Below are 19,261 nucleotides of genomic sequence, written 5' to 3' on the forward strand. Positions count from 1 at the left end.
GCCCCGGCCCGCTTCTCGCTCCCCGGCCCGATTCCCGCTCCCCGGGCCACGGCCCCGGCGCCGTGGCCCGCCTCCCGCCGTGTGTCTCAGAGTTCCGCGAATACCACCGTCGCGTCGTCGTGCGTCTTGCTCCGCCCCAGGTACGTCCGCTCCTCCCGGTCGGCCGCCTCCCGGGCGCGTACACGGTCCACGAGCGCCCGTGCGCCCTCCTTCCGCAGCAGACCGAGACACTGCGCCCAGTCGCCCTCGTGGAACTTCTCCACCCACCGCGCGGCCCCGTCCGTCAGCGCGGCCAGGGCGCGGACCTCGTGGCGCGGCACGGTGCCCGTCACGGCCCGGTCCGCCACCGACGGGTCGGCCGCCGCGGTGAAGAAGCCGCCCTCCTTGTTGCGGATCTCGGCGTCGATGAGCGCGTCGGTGGCGAGCGAGGCCCGGGGCAGGCGGGCCAGGCGGTCGTCCAGGACGGGGGTGACCGGGCCGGCGGGGGACTCCAGCAGGAGAGCCGAGTCGGACAGGACCAGGTACTCGACCGTTTCCGCCGACCAGCGGGCCAGGACGACGGTTGCCTGAGGCGTTCGCGGGTGAGAAAGGTCACAAGTGATCGCGTGTGCCTCGGCGGTTCGGGCAATCGCGCGCGAGAGAATCTCCGGCAGCGTCAGATCTCCGCAGGAAACGGTCAGTTCGGTCAATGCGCCGCCGAGTCGGGCGGTGAACCAGGGGATCGAATGCAGACACCCCGTGCCGGTCCTCGGTGGTGTCACCCCGTCCAGGACGACAAGGCAACCGCCCTGCCCAACGGCGGGTAGTCCGATACTCGCGAAGTCCTCGTTGGGGCGGTCCGGATGGCCGGGCTCCGAAACAACTTCAGTGCGCATCCGGCCAGTCTGCACGAGCCCTTCACAAGGTTTGCGAAAGGCTGTCAATTGACCAGGAATTGACGCAGCGACCCAGGTCAGCCGCCTGTTTTGGGATGGAATGGCGGGCTCCGGCAAGGCGTGGTGGCGAATACTGCCAAAGCCTGCCGCCGACGTCCAACCGGCCCGCCGCAGGGGGGCGTCGCACGCGCCGGAGGAACTTGCCCGCCAACTCATCTCCGATGTTCACTCCTTCGGGTGGCCGGTCGGACGATGCGGGACCACTGCCCACCGGCACTGGGAGGGTCGGGAACCGATGAAGGTCCCCCCTGCTCGAGCGAAGTCGAGAGCTCGGGGGAGGGTGTACGCCAGTCGCACCAGCTGACGGGGCGCCACCCGGGCCCATGAGTACACGAGTACAGGAATGCGAGCACCGGTGCAGAAGACGCGGCCTCGGCGCACAGGCAAGCAGACGGCCTCCGCAGGGGGACCGGAGCCCACGCCCGCCACACCCCCCGCGGCCCCTGTCGGCAATGGCCGTCCGACCCACGTACGCAACCGACTCATCGCCGCCGTCGCCGTGGTGGCCGCCGCCGTGGCCGGGGCCGGCGCCCCCTCCGTGATCGCCGCCTCCGGGCAGCTGAGCGACTCCCAGGACCTGGTGACGCTCGCCGGGCAGACCCAGGACGCGCTCACCCTCGCCCACTCGCTCGCCGACGAACGCGACGAGGTCACCTCCTACGTCGCCGCCGGCCGCCCCAAGTCCAAGGCGCCCTCCGAGCAGCGCAGCACCCGGGTGGACCGCCAGGTCGACGAGCTGCGCGCCGACCCCGACACACCGGCCTGGCTGCGCTCGGACCTGGACGGCATCGCCGCCGTGCGCCGCGCCGCGCTCACCGGGCAGAGCACCGCGCTCCAGGTCCACCAGGCGTACTCCGCCGCCATAGCCGAACTGCACAAGCTGGCGGAACAGCTGGCCGAGCAGACACCCCCGCGGGCCGGCTCCGGGGACCACGCCCTGGCCGAGCTCGACACCGCCGTCGAGCAGGCCGCCGCCGCCCGCGGGCTGCTGCTCGCCGCCCTGAACGTGCCGCACTCCACGCAGACCGTGATCAACCCCGTCACCGGTCTGCCCACCACGACCAGCACGTCCTCGGACGCCAACACCAAGCAGCGCGACGCGCTGAGCGCCGGAGCCCAGCAGGCCCGGCTGCGCTCCGACGCCGCCCTGGCCGGCTTCCGCGACACCGCGCCCGAGGCGGCCCGCGCGTCGTACGACTCCACCGTCACCGGGCCCGAGGTCAACTCCGCCGCGAGCTATCTGAGCAGGCTCACCGACCAGCCGACGCTCTCCGACTCCGATCTCGGCACCAGCACCAAGAAGGTGGACGCCGCCCTCTCCGCCCGCGTCGACCTGATGCGCGGCGCGGAGGCCTCGCTCTACGACCACCGCACCAAGGACCTGGCGGCGCTCCGCGACGACGACGTCACCGCGCTGGAGATCCGCATCGCCCTCCTCGGCGCCCTGCTGCTGCTCACGATCGGCATCGCCACCGCCCTGGCCCGCACCCTGACCCGCCCGCTCGCGGTGCTCCGCCTGGGCTCGGCCAGGCTGGCCGGCGCCGCGGACGCGACGGCCGAGGAGCCGATCGGGTTCACCGGCCGCGACGACGAGTTCGCCCAGGCCGTCCGCTCCGTCAACACCCTGCACGCGCAGGCCGCCGCCCTCGCCGAGCGCGTCGCCACCCTCGAGGCCGACCGCAAGCACCTGGTCGGCCAGCGCCAGAAGATGGCCGAGGCACGCGAGGAGCTGCGCGCCGAACTCGCCGCCTCCGCCGCCCAGCTGGAGCGGCTGCGCACCAGCATCGGCGGCACCTTCGTCAGCCTGGCGCTGCGCACCCTCGGCCTGGTCGAGCGGCAGCTCGCCGTCATCGAGGGCCTGGAGGAACGCGAGCAGGACCCCGACCGTCTCGCCACCCTCTTCAAGCTCGACCACTTCGCCACGGTCATGCGCCGGCACAGCGAGAACCTCCTGGTGCTGGCCGGCACCGAGCACGTCCAGCAGCACGCCGGGCCGGTCCCGCTGGTCGACGTCGTCCGCGCGGCGGTCAGCGAGATCGAGCGCTACGAGCGCGTCCGCATCGCCGCGCTGCCGCCGCACGCACATGTTGTGGGCTTCGCCGCCGACGACCTCTCCCACCTGCTGGCCGAGCTGATGGAGAACGCCACCTCGTTCTCCCCGCCCGACCAGCCGGTCGAGGTCTCCGGCTGGCTGCTGGAGAACGGCGAGGTCATGCTCTCCGTCCAGGACGAGGGCATCGGCATGACCACCGAGCGGATGACCCGCCTCAACTCCCGCCTCGCCGCCTTCGACCCGGAGGCCACCTACGACCAGGAGGGCGAGGACGGCCTGGGCCTCGGCCTGTATGTGGTGGCCCGTCTCGCCCACCGGCACGGCGTGCGTGTGCAGCTGCGCGAGCAGAAGCAGGGCGGCATCGCGGCGGTCGTCGTAGTGCCCCAGCCGTTGCTGGCCGCCGCGCCCGCCGCCGCCGTCCCGGTCTCCGGCCCGGTCCACGGAGGCACCCAGACCTTCTCCCTGCCCGGTGCCGACGCCGAGGTCAACTCCAACGTCCTGCACGCCCGCCAGAAGCCCGGCGACCCGCTGGTGGCACTGGCGGAGCAGGCGGTACGGCACTCGGAGACGCCCGCCGGGGCACCGGCACCGCAGCCACCCGCCGGGGCACCGGCACCGCAGCCACCCGCCGGGGCACCGGCACCGCAGCCACCCGCCGGGGCACCGGCAGAGGCACCGGCACCGAAGGCCCCCGCCGAGTCCCCCGCCGAGACGACGATGGAGCTCCTGCTCCCGTCCCAGGCGGGGGAAGTGGACCCGACGCAGCCGCACGGCGCGACCGTCGACGGCGAGGCCGGGGCGGCCGGGGGCGCTCCGCTGCCGCAGATCTCCAGCACCGAGTCCGAGGCGGAGCACCAGCGCACCCCGGACGGGGCAGAGGAACCCGTCACCGCCAAGGGCCTGCCCAAGCGCACTCCCAAAATCACCGCCCCCACCCAGGCTCCGCGTCAGCGCAGCGGCTCGGTGGACGCCGAGGCCCTCCGCCGCCGCCTCGGCGGCTTCCGCCGCGGCGCCGACGCCGGCCGTCGCGACGTGGAGGCGGAAATCGCAGACCAGACCACGGGGGGCACAGTCGAGGAGGCAAGCAGTTGACCGCGCCCAGTACCTTCGGACTGAGCAGTGAAGCCCGCAACCTGCACTGGCTGCTGACCAACCTCGTCGAGGAGGTACCCGGTATCCAGTCGGTTGCCGTCGTCTCCTCCGACGGCCTCCTGCTCCTGTCCTCCGACCCCGGCCGCAACGCAGAGGCCCGCGAAGCCCGGCAGGTCACCCGCAGCGGCCCGCGCGGCTCCTCCGCCGACCTCGCCACCATCGTCTCCGGCATCGGCAGCCTGACCGTCGGCGCCGCCAGGCTGATGGACTTCGGTCCGGTCAGGCACACGATGGTCGCGATGGACGAGGGCAGCCTGTTCGTGATGTCCATCAGCGACGGCTCGCTGCTCGGCGTCCACGGCTCCGCGGAGTGCGACATGAGCGTGGTGGCGTACCACATGGCACTCTTCGTGGGCCGTGCCGGGCACGTGCTGACGCCCGAACTCCGCAGCGAGCTGAGGAAGTCCCTGGAGTCCGAGTCGGCGGGGAGTGCCCGATGAGCAGTGCGATGAGCGGTACGCCCACACATCAGCTCCCCGTGCGCGGCGGGGACCGCAAACCCGCCCGCGTCCGCCCCTACTCGCTCACCGGCGGCCGTACCCGCTTCGGTCACGTCCTCCTCGTGGAGACGTTCGTCGGCAGCACGGCCGCGCTGGAGGCCGCGGAGGAGCGCAAGGAACTGACGAATGGTTCCCTCACCGCCCGGGTGATGCCGGAGATGCGGGCCATCGTCGAACTGTGCCGCCGGATGCGCACGGTGGCCGAGATCGCCGCGCTGCTGAAGATGCCGCTCGGTGTGGTCCGCGTGCTCCTGAGCGACCTCGCGGACCAGGGAAAGATCCGTGTGTACGGAACCGGAACCGGTCACGGCACCGGCCGACCGGACCGCGCTCTGCTGGAAAGGGTGCTGAGTGGACTCCGCCGTCTCTGACGCCGCCCGCGGCGTCTCCCCGCTCGTCGAGCCCGACGAGACCCTGCCGCCCTGGCAGACGGACCGCACCCGCGCCCCGATCGCCACGAAGATAGTGGTGGCCGGCGGCTTCGGCGTCGGCAAGACCACGCTGGTCACCGCCGTCTCGGAGATCACGCCCCTGCAGACCGAGGCGCTGATGACCGAGGCCAGTGAGGAGACCGACGACCTCACCGCCACGCCGGGGAAGCTGACCACCACGGTGGCCATGGACTTCGGCCGCATCACGCTCGACGACGACCTGGTGCTCTATCTGTTCGGCACACCCGGCCAGCAGCGGTTCTGGTTCATGTGGGACGACCTGGTGCGCGGCGCGATCGGCGCCGTAGTGCTGGCCGACACCCGCCGGCTGAAGGACTGTTTCCCGGCGCTGGACTACTTCGAGAGCTGCGGGCTGCCGTACGTCGTCGCGGTCAACCACTTCGACGGCAGTGAGCTGTTCGAGCCGGAGGACGTGCGGGAGGCGCTCACCGTCCCTCCGCACATACCTGTCATGATCATGGACGCGCGAGGCCGGATCTCGGTGATCGAGACCCTGCTGGCCCTCGTGGCCCACGCACTCGAGGAGACCCCCGAGTAGGAAGGGTCCCCGAGAAGTCCAGCGAGTAGTCCAGAAGTCGTAGGAGGCAGCACCCGCATGCGGAAGATACTCGTCGTGGGGGCCGGTCAGTCCGGTCTCCAGCTCGCCCTCGGCCTCCAGTCCAAGGGGTACGAGGTCACCCTGATGTCCAACCGGACGGCGGACGAGATCCGTTCCGGCCGGGTCATGTCGACGCAGTGCATGTTCCACACCGCCCTGCAGCACGAGCGTGACCTGCAGCTGAACTTCTGGGAGTCGCAGGCTCCGAGGATCGAGGGACTCGGCGTCTCGGTCGCCGCCCCCGGCTCCTTCGACCCGGGCCCCTCCCAGCGCGCGATCGACTGGGTGGGCAGGCTCGACGGGTACGCGCAGTCGGTCGACCAGCGGGTGAAGATGGCCGGCTGGATGGAGACGTTCGCGCAGCGCGGCGGCCAGCTGGTCATCCACGGCGCGGCGGTCGGCGACCTCGACTACTTCTCCCGGGCCTACGACCTCGTGCTGGTCTCGGCGGGCAAGGGCGAGCTGGTGTCGATGTTCGAGCGCGACGCCGCCCGCTCCCCGTACAGCGAGCCGCAGCGCGCGCTGGCGGTGGCCTATGTGCACGGGCTGGGCCCGCGCCCGGAGCACCCGGAGCACGAGGCGGTCCGCTGCAACCTGGTGCCCGGCGTCGGCGAGATGTTCATCATGCCGACGTACACCGTCTCCGGCCGCGCGGACATCCTCTTCTGGGAGGGCGTCCCCGGCGGCCCGCTCGACGTCTTCAACGGCGTCAAGGACCCGGTGCAGCACCTCTCCCTGACCCTGGAGCTGATGAAGAAGTTCCTGCCCTGGGAGTACGACCGGGCCAGGGACGTCGAGCTCACCGACGCCGGCGGCACGCTGGCCGGCCGCTACGCCCCGACCGTGCGCAAGCCGATCGGCCGGCTGCCCGGCGGCGGCCTGGTGCTCGGCGTCGCGGACGTCGTCGTCGCCAACGACCCGATCACCGGCCAGGGCTCCAACTCGGCCTCCAAGTGCGCAGCCGCGTACCTGGCGTCGATCCTCGAGCACGGCGACAAGCCGTTCGACGAGGAGTGGATGCAGCAGACCTTCGACCGCTACTGGGCCACCGCCCAGCACGTCACCAAGTGGACGAACGCGATGCTGGCCCCGCCGCCGGAGCACATCCTGAACCTCATCGGCGCCGCGGGCCAGCTCCAGCCGGTCGCCGACCGCTTCGCCAACGCCTTCAACGACCCGGCCGACTTCGAGAACTTCTTCTACGAGCCGGACAAGACCCAGGCCTACCTGGCCGAGGTGGCCGGGGCGCCGGCCGCCTAGTGCTGCGGCCGGAAAGGTTCACCGGCTCGCGGCGCCCGGTACGGGACCTCGCCGCGTTGTCGCATCACCCGAGTACGTCCGGTACGCGGGCGGTGCTCCGCCTTGCGATGCACCGCACCGGACGCCGCGAGCTTTCCGGCAAACCTTTCCGGCCACAGCACTAGCGGTCCGCGTTCCGCGTGCCCAGGGCATTCTCGGGGAGCCTCGGCGGCGCGTACCGCCGCAGCGGCTTCCCGCCCGGGTCGGGTCGCACGGCACCCAGCACCGGGTTGGCCGCGACGGGTGACACCTTCACCTTCGCGCCGGGCCGTGGGGCCTGCACCACCATGCCGTCGCCGAGGTAGAGCGCGACATGGGTGGCCTGGGGGAAGTAGACGACCAGGTCGCCCGGCCGCAGCTCCTTCAGCGGTACGTGCTTCAGCAGGGCCCACTGCTGCTGGCTGGTGCGGGGGATCGGTGTTCCGGCCTGCCCCCAGGCCCGCGAGGTCAGCCCCGAGCAGTCGTACGCCTTCGGGCCCGCGGCTCCCCACTGGTAGGGCTTGCCCAGCTGGTCCACCGCGTAGCGCACGGCCCGGTCGCCCTCCTCGGTCGGCCGGGCGGTGCCGTCGCCGAGCGCCCCGGAGGCCAGGAACCTGCGCTGCGCCTCGGCGTTCCCGATCTTCTCGAACTCGGTGAGCGCCGCCAGTTGCGCCGCGCTGAGGGAGGAGAGCAGCCGCTCCACGTCGTGCAGCCGTCCCCGCACGTCGTCCCGGGCCCGCTGCTGCCGCCGGACGAGGGCGAGCCGGGTGTCGAGCGCCTTGCGGGCCTTGCGGGCGAGGTCGTCCGCCTTCTTCTCGCTGCCTGTCAGACGCCTCACCGTTTCGGCCCGCTCGCGCGCCAGCTGCCCGAGCATGTGCCCCTCGTCCAGGGCGTGCTGCGGATCGCGGGCCAGCAGCAGCCGCACGTAGGGGGAGAGACCGCTGCCGCCCTGGTACTGCTGCCTGGCCAGCTGTCCCGCGGCCGCACGGCTGTCGTGCAGGGCGAGCCGGGCGCGGGCGAGGGCGGCGTCCAGCCGTTCCACCTCGGCGCGTTGCTGCTTCAGCTGCTCGGCGGCGGCGTCGTAGGTCTCGGTGGCCTGCTCGGCCTGCCGGTACAGCTTCTGAAGTCGCGTCAGCTGCGCGGCCACGGACACCGGTCCGGGCTCCGGGCGCCCGGGCGCGGCCACGGCACAGACCGGTGCGAGGGCGGCCTGTGCCGCCACCGCCGCCGTGCACACCAGACGCGGCACTCTTCCTGACACGTCATCACCTCCGGTGCGGGCGCGGCCTTTCCGCTCCACACCGTGAGGATTCGACGTACGGACCGATTCGTGTCCCCGTTGTGCGCCATGCGGCGCAACGCGGTCACCCGTCGGTGTCACCCGGCTTGCCGCCCGGCCCGGCACCGGGCCCGGCGTCGGGCCGGGAACCGGCCTCGTGCCCGGACTCGCGCTCGGCCTCGTGCCCGGGCTCGGGCCTGGGCCCCGGCTTCAGCCACGGCCATCCGAGCCGTCCGCCGCCCTTCTTCCCCTCGGGGTCGAACTCGTACTTCCACCCCTGCGGCACGCCGAGCCGCTTGCTGTGCCCGCGCGGCACCCGCCGGTACACCAGCACGGTCGGCGGGCCGCCGGCCGCGTCCGGGACGGGGATGCGGTACGTCTTGGGCGGATGCCCGGTGGGCCCCAGCAGCACGGGCAGCACCCGGCCGTCCATGGGGCCGCCCTCGAAGGGGGTGTCCTGACTCTTCACGGCACCAGTGTCAGCCATCCGCCGCCGACAGCACACGCTCCACCAGCGCGGCGGTCTGCGCGTCCCGGGCGGCGGTCACCGACAGCACGGCCACGAACTGCTCCACCAGCCAGTCCCGCAGCTCCTCCACCGGCGGCTGCTTGCCCTCGTCGAGCCAGATCAGGGAGGCGGCCTCCACGGCCGTGATCCACATCCGTACGGTCATGCGCAGCCGCGGCCCCGGGTCGGTGACCTGCAGATGGCTGAGGATGCGCTCGGCGGCGGCCCGCCGCACGCCGTCCACGATGGCGGTCGTCCGCGAGGTCTCGACGACGCTGCCGCCCTGGAGCAGCGCGGTGAACCCGGCGTCGTGTTCGTCGACGAACGTCAGATAGCGGTCCAGGGCGCGGGCGAGACGGGGGAGGAGCGGCCCTTCCTGCGGCTCGTCGAAGCAGCGCCGCAGCTCCTCGGCGGCGGAGCGCAGTGCGGCCTCGTACAGCTGCTGCTTGCCGCCGGGGAAGTACCGGTACACCAGCGGCCGCGACACCCCGGCCGCCTCCGCGACGTCGTCCAGCGACACCTCCTCGGGCACCCGGTGCGCGAAGAGGGACAGCGCCGCCTCGAGCAGCTGCGCACGCCGCTCCTCGACGCTGAGGCGGCGGTAGGCGGGGGTGGACGCGGCAGGGCTCATGCCCGGCAGCGTAATCGCTCACCGCGGCGTCCTGCCTGCGCCGCATCCCCGCTCCCCGCGAGCCCGCCCGGCCGGCTCCCGCCGCCGTCACCGGCACACCGGGCCGTGGGTACGGGCCGAGGCCGGCGGCCCGGGCATCGTGGGAGCCACCGGCCCGTGCACGGTCCCGTCGCCGGGTGGGGCAGGGTTCAGGCCAGCAGGCCCGACGACTTCCACAGCCGCCGGCCGACGCCCCGCAGCACCCCGATGTCGTCCAGGAAGTCGGTGAGCCGCTTGGCTCCCGTCTGCATGACCTCCCGCCGGTGCCCGCTCGCCTTCACCTGCGCCATGGCCTCCCGCCTGTCCAGGCCGACGTTCGTGTAGACCTCGGGATTGACGAAGGCGACCGAGAAGACCCGTGCGAACTCGCCGGAGGTGACCCGGGTGAACTCCTGCGACCACTTCGGTGCCGTCACCATCTGCCGGCGCAGCTCCTCGCGGGCGTACCGCACATGCCGTGCCTCCTCCACCACGTGGATCCGCGTGACGCCCCGGATCAGCGGCTGCACCCGCTCGTCGGGGAACGTCAGCCGCTGCATCCAGTCCAGGACCTCCTCGCCGAGCAGCGTCGCCGTGAACGAGCCGGGGGTCGTGGAGATCGTCTTGAACAGCCGACCGAGGTTCTGGTGGGCGCGGCCGACCGGGTACCAGGGCGTCCCGCCGCGCGAGATCACGCGGGCGAACATCTTGGAGTGCCGGCACTCGTCCTCGATCTCGGTGAGGGCGTAACGCACATGTGCGCTCGTGGCCGCCTTGTCGTAGATGTGCCGGACGAGCAGCTGCATCAGGATCAGCTCGAACCAGATGCCGAGCGAGGCGAGCGCGGCGGCCTCGTGCTGGGAGAGCAGGATCCGCTGCTCCTCGCTCATCCGCTTCCACAGCGGCGTGCCGTACAGCGAAACGAGCTCCGGCGGCCAGAACCACTTGCCCTCCTCGAAGGGCGCGTCCCAGTCCAGCTCCTTGTCCGGGTCGAAGGAGTGCCTGGCGGAAGAGTCGAGCAGCCGCTCGGCCACCTGCTCGCGGTCCTTCAGCAGGCCGAGCGCGTCGCGCAGTCCGGCGAGCGCGTCCGCTTCCGTCACGGTCGTCATGGCTGTCCCACCTCGTCGTACAGGTCTGTGGCCGGTTGGCTGGTTACTCTGGAGTCAGGTCGTGCGCCTCTTATAAGACTGCCTGTCAGCAAGTGCGTCAATCCCTTGCACATGACTTGTTGACTCGGCGTCTACGTGTGAGCCTGCGGGTATGCCGACCTATGACCTGTACGCCAGGAATCCAGGCGACCCCCACTGGCAGGTTCCCGCGACCGGCGCAGCCCGCTTCAGCTGGGAGTACGACGAGGGACGTGACCGCCTCCTCGCCCTGTACCAGAAGGGCAAGGACAAGCAGTGGGACGGGCAGAAGCGGATCGACTGGGAGCTGGAGGTCGACCCCTGCGACCCGCTCGGCACCCCGGACGAGGCGATGACCCTCTACGGGACGCCCTACTGGGCGAAGCTGACCGACCGCGACAAGGGCGACCTGCGGCAGCACTTCGCGTCCTGGCAGTTCAGCCAGTTCCTGCACGGCGAGCAGGGTGCGATGATCTGCGCCGCGCGGATCGTGGAGTCCGTCCCCGACCTGGACGCCAAGTTCTACTCGGCCACCCAGACCATGGACGAGGCCCGGCACGCCGAGATCTACGGCCGCTTCCTGCACGAGAAGATCGGGATGGTCTACCCGATCAACGACAACCTCCAGTCCCTCCTCGGCGACACCCTCCGCGACAGCCGCTGGGACATGCCGTACCTCGGCATGCAGGTTCTGATCGAGGGCCTGGCGCTCGCCGCCTTCGGCATGATCCGCGACACCACCGACAAGCCCCTGCCCAGGCAGATCCTGGCCTACGTCATGCAGGACGAGGCCCGGCACGTGGCCTTCGGCCGCATGGCCCTGCGCGACTACTACCAGCAGCTCACCGACGCCGAGTTGCGCGAGCGCGAGGAATTCGTCATCGAGGGCTGCTACTTGATGCGCGACCGCCTGCGCGGGGTCGAGGTCCTGGAGAACTTCGGCATCCCCCGGGCCGAGGCCGAGGAGCTGAGCGAGCGGTCCGAATTCCTCCGGCTCTTCCGTCAGTTGCTGTTCAGCCGCATCGTCCCCTGCGTCAGGGACATCGGCCTGTGGGGCAAACGCCTCCAGCAGGCCTACGTCGGCATGGGCGTCTTCGAGATGGGCAACTCCAGCCTCGACCTCCTCATGGCCCAGGACGAGGAGATCGCGGAGAAGCTGGACGCCGAGCGCTTCGCGGCGGAGGAACGGGAGCGGGTGGCGGAGGTGGAGGAGACCATCGAGGAGGGCCAGCGCCTCTCCGGGTGATCACTCCATCGCGGGGCGATCGGCATGTGCACCTGGGAACGCCGGCCGTACCAGGCGGACTCCGGCCGCATGGGAGCAATCATGAGCGCCGCACGCGACTACGGGCTGGACGAGCACTACGAGTGGCCCCGTCCGCCGGGTGGCGGCTGGACGGCGGACGACCTGGACCCGCTCCCGAACCTTCCTCCGCACACGGAGCTGATCGACGGGAGCCTCGTCTTCGTGGGCCGCAGACCCGCTTTCACCTACTTATGATCCGGCCTCTGGAGTACGCCCTGCTCGGCCAGGCGCCCGACGCGTACGACGTCGACCGGGAGTTCGGCGTCGAGCTCGACCGACGCGAGCGGCCGGAGCCCGACGTGCTGGTGCACCGCGCGGACGCCGACACCGGCCCGCACCAGACCTGGCACCACTCCAATACCACTCCCTGCCCAGGGCCGGCATCTCCCGATGCCGGCCTTGGAACTCGGCCGACCGTGTCGGCGGATTCCTCCAACTGCGGTGTCCAGAGGGCTTTGAGGCGGCCTTGACCTGGGCGGGTTCGTACGCGGTGGCAGCCGTCGTATCCGAACGCTGGTTCTGTCCCCTCTGCGGACGGTCCCCCCGTCTCACCCGGCTGGGGCCCCGACCCGCGTCACCTCGCCGGCGGCGAGTGCAGCACCGCCTCCATCACCGCCTTGGCGATCGGCGCCGCCGTACCGCCTCCGCTGATGTCCCCGCGCCGCGCCGACGCGTCCTCCACGACCACGGCGACCGCGACCCTCGGGTCCATGTCCTGATCGCCCTGCGCCCAGGAGACGAACCAGGCGTAGGGGGTACCGGCGTTGCCGACGCCGTGCTGGGCGGTGCCGGTCTTGCCGCCCACGGTGGCGCCGGGGATGGCGGCGTTGCGGCCGGTGCCGTCGGTGACCACGTCGCGCATCAGCTCCCGCAGCCGTACCGCCGTCGTCGGACGCATCACCTGCCGCAGCGGCCGTGAACCGGCCGCCGACACCGTCCCCCCGCTCCGGAGCGTCGTGCGCTCCACCAGATACGGCGACCGCACCTGCCCGCCGTTCGAGACCGCGGCAGCCACCATCGCCATCTCCAGCGGCGTCGCCCGCGTGTTGTACTGCCCGATGGACGACATCGCCAGCTGTGCCCGGTCCAGGTGCGAGTCGAAGGTGCTCGGTGAGACCGAGAAGGGGATCCTCAGTCCCTTGTCGTTGAAGCCGAAACTCCGCGCGGCGGCCCGCATGCCGTCCACGCCCACGTCCACGGCCAGCTTGGCGAACACCGTGTTGCACGACCACTTGAAGGCGTACCGCAGGGACGCGTTCCGGCATCCGTCGGCCTCGTTCGCCAGGCTCGTGTTCGTGCCGGGCAGCCGGTACGGGTCCGGCGAGTCGGTCCGCGCGTCGAGGTCCGTCACCACGCCCGCGTCCAGCGCCGCCGCCGCGGTGATGACCTTGAAGGTCGAACCCGGCGGATAGGTCTGCCGCACCGCCCGGTTCAGCATCGGCTGCTCCGGATCGTCGTTCAGCCGTGCCCAGGCCGCCCTCGCCGCCGGCCCGTTCCCGGACAGTTCCGCCGGGTCGTACGACGGCGTGGACGCCAGCACCAGGATCCGGCCCGTCGTCGGCTCGACCGCCACGACCGCCCCCTTGCGGGTGCCGAGCCTGGTGAACGCCGCCTGCTGAGCGGCCGGGTCGAGGGTCGTCACCACGTTGCCGCCCGGGCTCCGCGCCCGGGTGAAGTCGTTCCACAGCGGAAACGCCGAGAGCATCGGGTCCGTGCCCGAGAGCACCTTGTCCTCGGCGTGCTCCAGGAACGTCGTTCCGTACCGCTGCGAGGCGAACCCGGTGACCGGCGCGTACAACGGCCCGTTCGCGTACGTCCGTTCGTAGCGCAGCTGCTCGCGGGTGTCCCTGGAACCGGTGACCGGCCGGCCGCCGACCATGATCTCGCCGCGCGGCCGCTGGTAACGGGCGATGGTGGGACGGCGGTTGGCCGGGTTGTTGCGGTAGGACCGGGCCTGGAGGACCTGGAGCCAGGCCGTGTTCACCAGCAGGGCCCCCAGCAGCAGCACGCAGAACGCGGCGGCATGCCGGATGTACCGGGTCAACGGACGCCCTCCTTCCCGGCGTTCTGCCTACGGCTCACGGCGCCGCCCTCCCGCGTTCTCCCGGCGGCTCACGGCGCCACCTTCCCGTCGTACTGCCGGCGCGCCACATGGCTCACCCGGATCAGCAGCGCCACGATCGCCCAGTTGGTCACCACCGACGAGCCGCCCTGCGCCAGGAACGGCATCGCCATGCCGGTCAGCGGGATCAGGCCGGTCACGCCGCCCGCGATCACGAACACCTGCAGGGCCACGATCGAGGCCAGCCCGACCGCGAGCAGCCGGCCGAAGGGGTCGCGCAGGGCAAGTCCCGCCCGGTAGCCGCGCTCGACCAGCAGCGCGTACAGCAGGAACACCGCGCACAGCCCGGCCAGCCCCAGCTCCTCCCCGGCGGTCGCCAGGATGAAGTCCGACTTGACCGCGAAGCCCACGAGGACCGAGTGGCCAAGGCCGAGCCCGGCGCCGAGCACCCCGCCCGCCGCGAACGAGAACAGCGACTGGGCCACCTGGCCCGGACCCCGGCCCGCCTCGATGGACGCGAACGGGTGCAGCCACTCCCCGATCCGGCTGTGCACATGCGGCTCCAGCCAGCCGACGGCGACCGCCCCCGCCGCCGCCAGCAGCAGCCCGACCGCGATCCAGCCGGTGCGCCCGGTGGCGACGTAGAGCAGGACGACGAAGATCCCGAAGAACAGCAGCGAGGTCCCCAGGTCCCGTTCCAGGACCAGGACGCCGACGCTCAGCAGCCAGATCGCCACCACCGGGCCGAGCACCCGGCCGGTGGGCATCTCGAGCCGCCACACCCGGCGGCCGGTGAACGCCAGAGCGCTGCGGTTGGCGGCCAGGTACGCGGCGAAGAACACCGCCAGCAGCACCTTCGCGAACTCGCCCGGCTGGAAGGAGAGGCCGCCGAGCCGGATCCAGATGCGGGCGCCGTTCACGGCGGGGAAGAGGATGGGCAGCGTGAGCAGCGCGAGCGCGGCGACGACACAGACGTAGGAGTAGCGCTGCAGCCAGCGGTAGTCGCGCAGTACGAGCACCACGAGGATGAACAGCGCCACGCCCAGCGTGGACCACACCAGCTGGATGGGCGCTGCCCGGTCGCCCGGTGTCTCCAGGTCGAGCCGGTAGATCAGCACCAGGCCCAGCCCGTTGAGCAGTACCCCGATGGGCAGCAGCAGCGGATCGGCGTACGGCGCCCGTAGCCGCACCGCGCCGTGCGCGAGCAGCGCCAGCACGCCCAGCCCGGCTCCGTAACCGGCGGCGCCGGGCGGAACGGTGCCGTACCTCGCCAGTCCCACGGCACAGTAGCCGTACACGGACAGCAGGACGGCGACGACGATGAGGGCGAGTTCGACGCCGCGGCGCCGGGGGAGGCGGGCGGTGGGCGTGGGCGGGTCCGCCGCTGCCACGGTGGTTCCGACCTTGGTCATGTCCGGAACCTACCTAAAACAGGCGCCTTGTCCCCCCTGGGGATCAGCACCAGCGTGGCGGAAACCCGAGGGTGTGGACGAAGCGCGCCGGGGCCCATGCCCAGGTGCGGCCCGCGAGCAGGTTCCACAGGCGGTCGCCGCGCACGTCCCGGCCCACCGTCCTGCAGTGGATCCACACCACCTCACCCGGCCGGGCGATCCGCAGAGCCCTGCTGCCCCGGTCCGGCCGGGTGTGCAGGGGGCACATCCGATTGACCGCCCGCTGGGATCGACGCGTCCTCGACGCCGTCACACTCCGCCATCTCGGACGCCGCCATCTCGGACGCCGCCACCTGGTACGGCGTCGCCCGTCCCGTCCGTCGTGGACTTCGGCACCGGAGGTTCCTGAGGAAGCGTCAGTGTCGCCACCGCCCCACCCTCCGCCGCGTTGGCGAACTCCAGCCGGGCCCCCAGCACCTCGGCCTGGCCCAGCGCGATCGTCAGCCCGAGTCCGTGCCCGGTGGCCCCGCCTTCCGTGCGGAAGCGCTGCGGCCCGTGCTCCACCAGGTACTCGGGATAGCCGTCGCCATGGTCCCGCACGGTGACCACCGGACCGTCCACGGTCAGCACCACCGGCGGCTGCCCGTGCTTGTGCGCGTTGGCCACGAGATTGGCCAGCACCCGCTCCAGCCGCCGCCGGTCGGTCTCCACGTACACGTCCCGTACGACCCTGACCTTCGTGTCCGTCCCGGCCGCCGTGCCCGCGGCCCGCACCGCGCGTTCCGCCACCGTGCTCAGATGCTCGGCGTCCAGGGCCGGCCGCTCCCGCCCGGTGTCCAGCCGGGAGATCTCCAGCAGGTCCTCGGTGAGCGTGCGCAGCGCGGCCACCCGGTCGCGCACCAGCTCCGTCGGCCGGCCCGGCGGCAGCAGCTCGGCCGCCGCGTGCAGCCCGGTCAGCGGGGTGCGCAGCTCGTGCGCCACGTCCGCGGTGAACCGCTGCTCGGCCATGAGTTTGCCCTGCAGCGACGCCGCCATGGAGTCCAGCGCGGCGGCGACCGCGGCCACCTCGTCGTAAGGGCGGGACCGGTCCCGCGTCAGGGGGTCGTCCACGCGTGCGTCCAGGTCGCCGGCGCTGATCCGCCGGGCCACCCGCGCGGTGGCGTGCAGCCGCCGGGTCACCCGGGTCACCGCGAACGCGCCGACCAGCAGTGTCGCCCCGATCGCCAGCACCGACGACCACAGGATCGCCCCGTCCAGCCCCGCGATGGTGCGGGCCTGCTGCGAGTAGTCGACCTCCACGGCCAGTGTCCGCCCGTGGTCGGCGGGGCCGGCCGCCCACATCGTCGGCCGGCCGTGATGCTGGTCGACCACCGTGCCGCGCCGCCCGTGCGCCGCCAGCCGCCGCAGCGACTCGGGCAGCCCCGGGGGGTTGACGCCCGCGCCCGGCAGCAGTGTGTCCCCGGACTCGAACGCGCTCGTGGCGTCCTTCAGCCGGGACAGCGCCAGTTCGCGGGCCTGCCCGACGGTCTGGTCGGTCACCGAGACGTGCACGAGCACGCCGAGCAGCGCGGCCAGCGCACAGCACATCACCGTGATGAAGGCGGCGGCCTTCACGGCGAGCGTCCCGGACCACCGGGGGAGCCCGGCTCTCATCGCGTGCTCGCGGAGGGGGAGCCGGCCGGTGGGACGGACGGCGTGAGGGACGGGCGCGGGACGGGCGAGAGGGAGGCCGTGGGTGCCGGGGTGCGGGCGCGCGTGGGCTTGTGCGTGCCGGTGCGCAGGAACTCGTCGCGCGAGAAGACCATCGCGCGCTGGTCCGGGTCCCAGGACCAGGTGGTGCGGTACTCGTAGCCGGCGATCCCGGCGGGGGAACGGATGATCACGGCCCGCCCGGCGAGCTCCACACCGATCACCGCGTCGTCGTTGGCGAACACCTGTACGAGCCTGTGGTTCTCGAAGGTGTAGACGCGCACGCCGGTCTGGTTGGTGGGATACAGCCGGAAGCCCAGCGCCATGTCGTCCCGCCCGTCCCCGGTGAGGTCGCGGAAGTACGGCCGCATCACGGGACACCGCCCACCCGCAGCCCCGCCCTTGCCGCAGTCCGCCAGCCGGACGGCCGTCTCGCGGTACGGCGCCTTGGCGCTGGTGTAGTCGTCCGGATGTGCGACCACCTCGGCCCGTACGACGGCCACCGGATCGACCCGGTGGATTTCGTCGCCGGGCGCCGTGACGCCCTTCACGGTCTCGATCTGCACCTCGTCGTACGGCCAGGCGGGACTGGCGGCCGGCCGCAGCGAGGGCCACAGCCGGGCCGGGCTGATCGCGGTCGGGGTCGTTCCCGCCGCGCGCAGGCCGCCCGCGTCGCCGCAGCCCGCCGCCGTCGCCAGCACCAGGGCGGCGAGGGCGGTGACCAGGGCGGGAACGGTGCGTCTGGGAGACACTGATACACCTTATTCGTGCGGAAGTCCTTTTTGCGCACCGGCTCCGCTCCCCGGCGGGACCGTGCGGTGCTGCCCGCAGAGCGTAGCCACCGCAGGTAAAACGATTATTCGGCCAGTTCCTCGAGCAACCGGGCCGTGGGCAGCCCCGCCCGCAGATAGGCGACGAAAAGCTCGTTGTGCAGCGCCCAGGGGGAGCGGCGGGCGCGGATCAGCCGGATCGCCTCGTCGGCGGAGCGACCCTGGCGCACCAGGGCGTGCGCGACGACCAGCCCCGAGCGGTTGTACCCGGAGTAACAGCGCACGAGGACCGTGCGGCCCGCGTCCAGCGCGTCGCAGGCGGCCTGGGCCAGCCGCATCACGCCCGCCAGCTGCGTCCCGTCCAGCGGCCCGTCGGGAATCGGCCACACATGGTGCTCGACGCCCGTGTCGGGACCGTACCCGGGCAGCCTGAGCAGGCTCTGCACAAGATCGAACTCATCGTGCACAACGGCGAGTTCCAGTTGCCCCAAGCGGCCCCTGAACTCGTGGCCGCCCATCCACAGGCCGGGCACGATCTCGCTCCACGGGTTGTCCGGAGCCGGTACGTCGGGCTGCTTCCTGCGGGTCCGCAACGGCGCCTCCCCAACTCCGCTCCCAACGGCACCTCAAAGGTAGCCGGGTTCTTGCCCTGGGAGCACCCCGCCTGTTCCCATGGTCATGGGGGTGATGGTGCATGAGCGGACACCGCGGACTGCGCGTCATACCGACCTGGCGCCACGGACAGGAACGGCTCTACGTCTGCCACCCGGACGGCAGGAACGTCGCCTGGTACGACCGTGAGGCCGCCCGCGTCAACCTCCTGAGCGAGGGCGAGCGGGAGGCCGTACTGACGGCCCTGGGCCCCTTCCTCACGGGCCCGGTCGCGGTGGGCCCGCCACCGGTCCCGACCCCTGCCGACCTGGCCCGGCTGAGCCTCCACCCGGACGACGACCTGGCGCCCAACCGTCCCGGCGAGGCGCTGCTGGTCGCCCTCGAGCGGGACCCGGGCCCCGCGCGCCGGCTGCGCCCCGACCCGCGCCGCCGGGCGCTCACGGCCGAGCAGACCGTCGGCGAGGCCCTGGACCGCCTGGACGGCGCCGGCTGGCACGCCCTGCACTCGATCCCGCTGCCCGGCGGCGACCGCATCCACCACCTGGTGATCGGCCCCGGCGGCCTCTTCGCGGTCCATGCCCTGTACGCCCGCAAGCAGCGCGTCCAGGTCGCCGGCCCGATGATCACCCAGGGCCGGCACGAGCCGGAGCCGCTGCTGAGGCACATCCGCGCCATCGCCGACCGCGCCTCCTACGCCCTCACGGCCGAGGTCCACCCGCTGCTGGCCCTGGCGGGCCCGGCCGACCTGCGCCTGGCCGCCCCGCCGAGGGGCGTCCGGGTCCTGCAGGACCCGGACCTGGAGGGGCTGGCGCGGCTGGGCGGCGTACTGAAACCGGCGGACGTGGAGGCCCTGCACGCGATGGCACGGGACCGGCGGACATGGGGACGGGTGTAACCGGA

General features: G+C 72.4%; 18 protein-coding genes and 1 pseudogene. 8 read left to right on the forward strand and 11 right to left on the reverse strand.

The genetic code is table 11. The annotated features are described in order from the left end of the window. Positions 1-86 precede the first annotated feature (86 nt). Positions 87-875, reverse strand: a complete 789-nt coding sequence (locus tag ACH4UM_RS04025) for a hypothetical protein (protein WP_398173220.1) — start codon at positions 873-875, stop codon at positions 87-89. 415 nt (positions 876-1,290) lie between these two features. Between ACH4UM_RS04025 and ACH4UM_RS04030 the strand changes: the two genes are divergently transcribed. Genes ACH4UM_RS04030 through ACH4UM_RS04050 form a run of 5 tightly spaced genes read left to right on the forward strand, consistent with a single transcriptional unit; the run spans position 1,291 to position 6,950 of the window. Further along, positions 1,291-4,080: a nitrate- and nitrite sensing domain-containing protein gene (locus ACH4UM_RS04030; RefSeq protein ID WP_398173222.1), complete on the forward strand. Its 2,790-nt coding sequence runs from the start codon at positions 1,291-1,293 to the stop codon at positions 4,078-4,080. Further along, the gene (locus ACH4UM_RS04035; protein ID WP_398173224.1) at positions 4,077-4,580 is read left to right on the forward strand and encodes a roadblock/LC7 domain-containing protein; all 504 of its coding nucleotides are present in this window, start codon (positions 4,077-4,079) and stop codon (positions 4,578-4,580) included. Before ACH4UM_RS04030 ends, ACH4UM_RS04035 begins: the two co-directional genes overlap by 4 nt. Before the next feature lie 8 nt (positions 4,581-4,588). Then, entirely contained in the window at positions 4,589-5,011 is a 423-nt protein-coding gene (locus ACH4UM_RS04040; protein WP_398173614.1) for a DUF742 domain-containing protein, read from the forward strand. Then, positions 4,992-5,630, forward strand: coding sequence for a GTP-binding protein (locus tag ACH4UM_RS04045; protein ID WP_398173226.1), 639 nt, complete (start codon positions 4,992-4,994; stop codon positions 5,628-5,630). The genes ACH4UM_RS04040 and ACH4UM_RS04045 overlap by 20 nt, the downstream gene beginning before the upstream one ends. Positions 5,631-5,687: 57 nt before the next feature. Beyond that, positions 5,688-6,950, forward strand: coding sequence for a styrene monooxygenase/indole monooxygenase family protein (locus ACH4UM_RS04050; protein ID WP_398173228.1), 1,263 nt, complete (start codon positions 5,688-5,690; stop codon positions 6,948-6,950). A 160-nt stretch (positions 6,951-7,110) separates the two neighbouring features. On the opposite strand, the gene ACH4UM_RS04055 is transcribed toward ACH4UM_RS04050, so the two are convergent. The 4 genes from ACH4UM_RS04055 to ACH4UM_RS04070 form a co-directional block, all read right to left on the reverse strand. Beyond that, a complete protein-coding gene (locus tag ACH4UM_RS04055) occupies positions 7,111-8,229 on the reverse strand; it encodes an NlpC/P60 family protein (RefSeq protein ID WP_398173230.1) in 1,119 nt (372 codons plus the stop codon). 103 nt (positions 8,230-8,332) lie between these two features. Continuing rightward, positions 8,333-8,716 carry a hypothetical protein gene (locus tag ACH4UM_RS04060; protein WP_398173232.1) on the reverse strand — a complete coding sequence of 128 codons (384 nt, stop codon included), beginning with the start codon at positions 8,714-8,716 and terminating at the stop codon, positions 8,333-8,335. A gap of 10 nt (positions 8,717-8,726) precedes the next feature. After that, a complete protein-coding gene (locus ACH4UM_RS04065) occupies positions 8,727-9,386 on the reverse strand; it encodes a TetR/AcrR family transcriptional regulator (protein WP_398173234.1) in 660 nt (219 codons plus the stop codon). A 188-nt stretch (positions 9,387-9,574) separates the two neighbouring features. Next, entirely contained in the window at positions 9,575-10,513 is a 939-nt protein-coding gene (locus ACH4UM_RS04070) for a diiron oxygenase (protein WP_398173236.1), read from the reverse strand. A 151-nt stretch (positions 10,514-10,664) separates the two neighbouring features. Here ACH4UM_RS04070 and ACH4UM_RS04075 point away from each other — a divergent pair, with 151 nt between their 5' ends. Together ACH4UM_RS04075 and ACH4UM_RS04080 are read left to right on the forward strand one after the other, a co-directional pair. Beyond that, on the forward strand, positions 10,665-11,777 hold the full coding sequence (locus ACH4UM_RS04075) for a ferritin-like domain-containing protein (protein WP_398173238.1): 1,113 nt from the start codon (positions 10,665-10,667) through the stop codon (positions 11,775-11,777). An 81-nt stretch (positions 11,778-11,858) separates the two neighbouring features. Continuing rightward, positions 11,859-12,184: pseudogene (locus ACH4UM_RS04080) on the forward strand (Uma2 family endonuclease); the annotation flags it as partial. A gap of 227 nt (positions 12,185-12,411) precedes the next feature. Here ACH4UM_RS04080 and ACH4UM_RS04085 read toward each other — a convergent pair. From ACH4UM_RS04085 to ACH4UM_RS04110, 6 genes are all read right to left on the reverse strand, one after another. After that, the gene (locus tag ACH4UM_RS04085; protein ID WP_398173240.1) at positions 12,412-13,881 is read right to left on the reverse strand and encodes a peptidoglycan D,D-transpeptidase FtsI family protein; all 1,470 of its coding nucleotides are present in this window, start codon (positions 13,879-13,881) and stop codon (positions 12,412-12,414) included. Positions 13,882-13,949: 68 nt separating this feature from the next. Then, positions 13,950-15,311, reverse strand: coding sequence for an FtsW/RodA/SpoVE family cell cycle protein (locus ACH4UM_RS04090; RefSeq protein WP_398173242.1), 1,362 nt, complete (start codon positions 15,309-15,311; stop codon positions 13,950-13,952). 43 nt (positions 15,312-15,354) lie between these two features. After that, positions 15,355-15,558, reverse strand: a complete 204-nt coding sequence (locus tag ACH4UM_RS04095; RefSeq protein ID WP_398173244.1) for a hypothetical protein — start codon at positions 15,556-15,558, stop codon at positions 15,355-15,357. Positions 15,559-15,599: 41 nt separating this feature from the next. Then, complete coding sequence (locus tag ACH4UM_RS04100) at positions 15,600-16,943, reverse strand: ATP-binding protein (RefSeq protein WP_398173246.1); 1,344 nt, start codon at positions 16,941-16,943, stop codon at positions 15,600-15,602. Next, the gene (locus ACH4UM_RS04105; RefSeq protein WP_398173248.1) at positions 16,940-17,731 is read right to left on the reverse strand and encodes a hypothetical protein; all 792 of its coding nucleotides are present in this window, start codon (positions 17,729-17,731) and stop codon (positions 16,940-16,942) included. Before ACH4UM_RS04105 ends, ACH4UM_RS04100 begins: the two co-directional genes overlap by 4 nt. Positions 17,732-17,835: 104 nt before the next feature. Further along, positions 17,836-18,342, reverse strand: coding sequence for a dual specificity protein phosphatase family protein (locus ACH4UM_RS04110; protein ID WP_398173250.1), 507 nt, complete (start codon positions 18,340-18,342; stop codon positions 17,836-17,838). Between the two features lie 101 nt (positions 18,343-18,443). Between ACH4UM_RS04110 and ACH4UM_RS04115 the strand changes: the two genes are divergently transcribed. After that, complete coding sequence (locus ACH4UM_RS04115; protein WP_398173252.1) at positions 18,444-19,256, forward strand: nuclease-related domain-containing protein; 813 nt, start codon at positions 18,444-18,446, stop codon at positions 19,254-19,256. Positions 19,257-19,261 lie beyond the last annotated feature (5 nt).

Source organism: Streptomyces sp. NPDC020801 (genome assembly GCF_044334385.1).
In the GTDB taxonomy this organism is placed as follows: Bacteria; Actinomycetota; Actinomycetes; order Streptomycetales; family Streptomycetaceae; genus Streptomyces.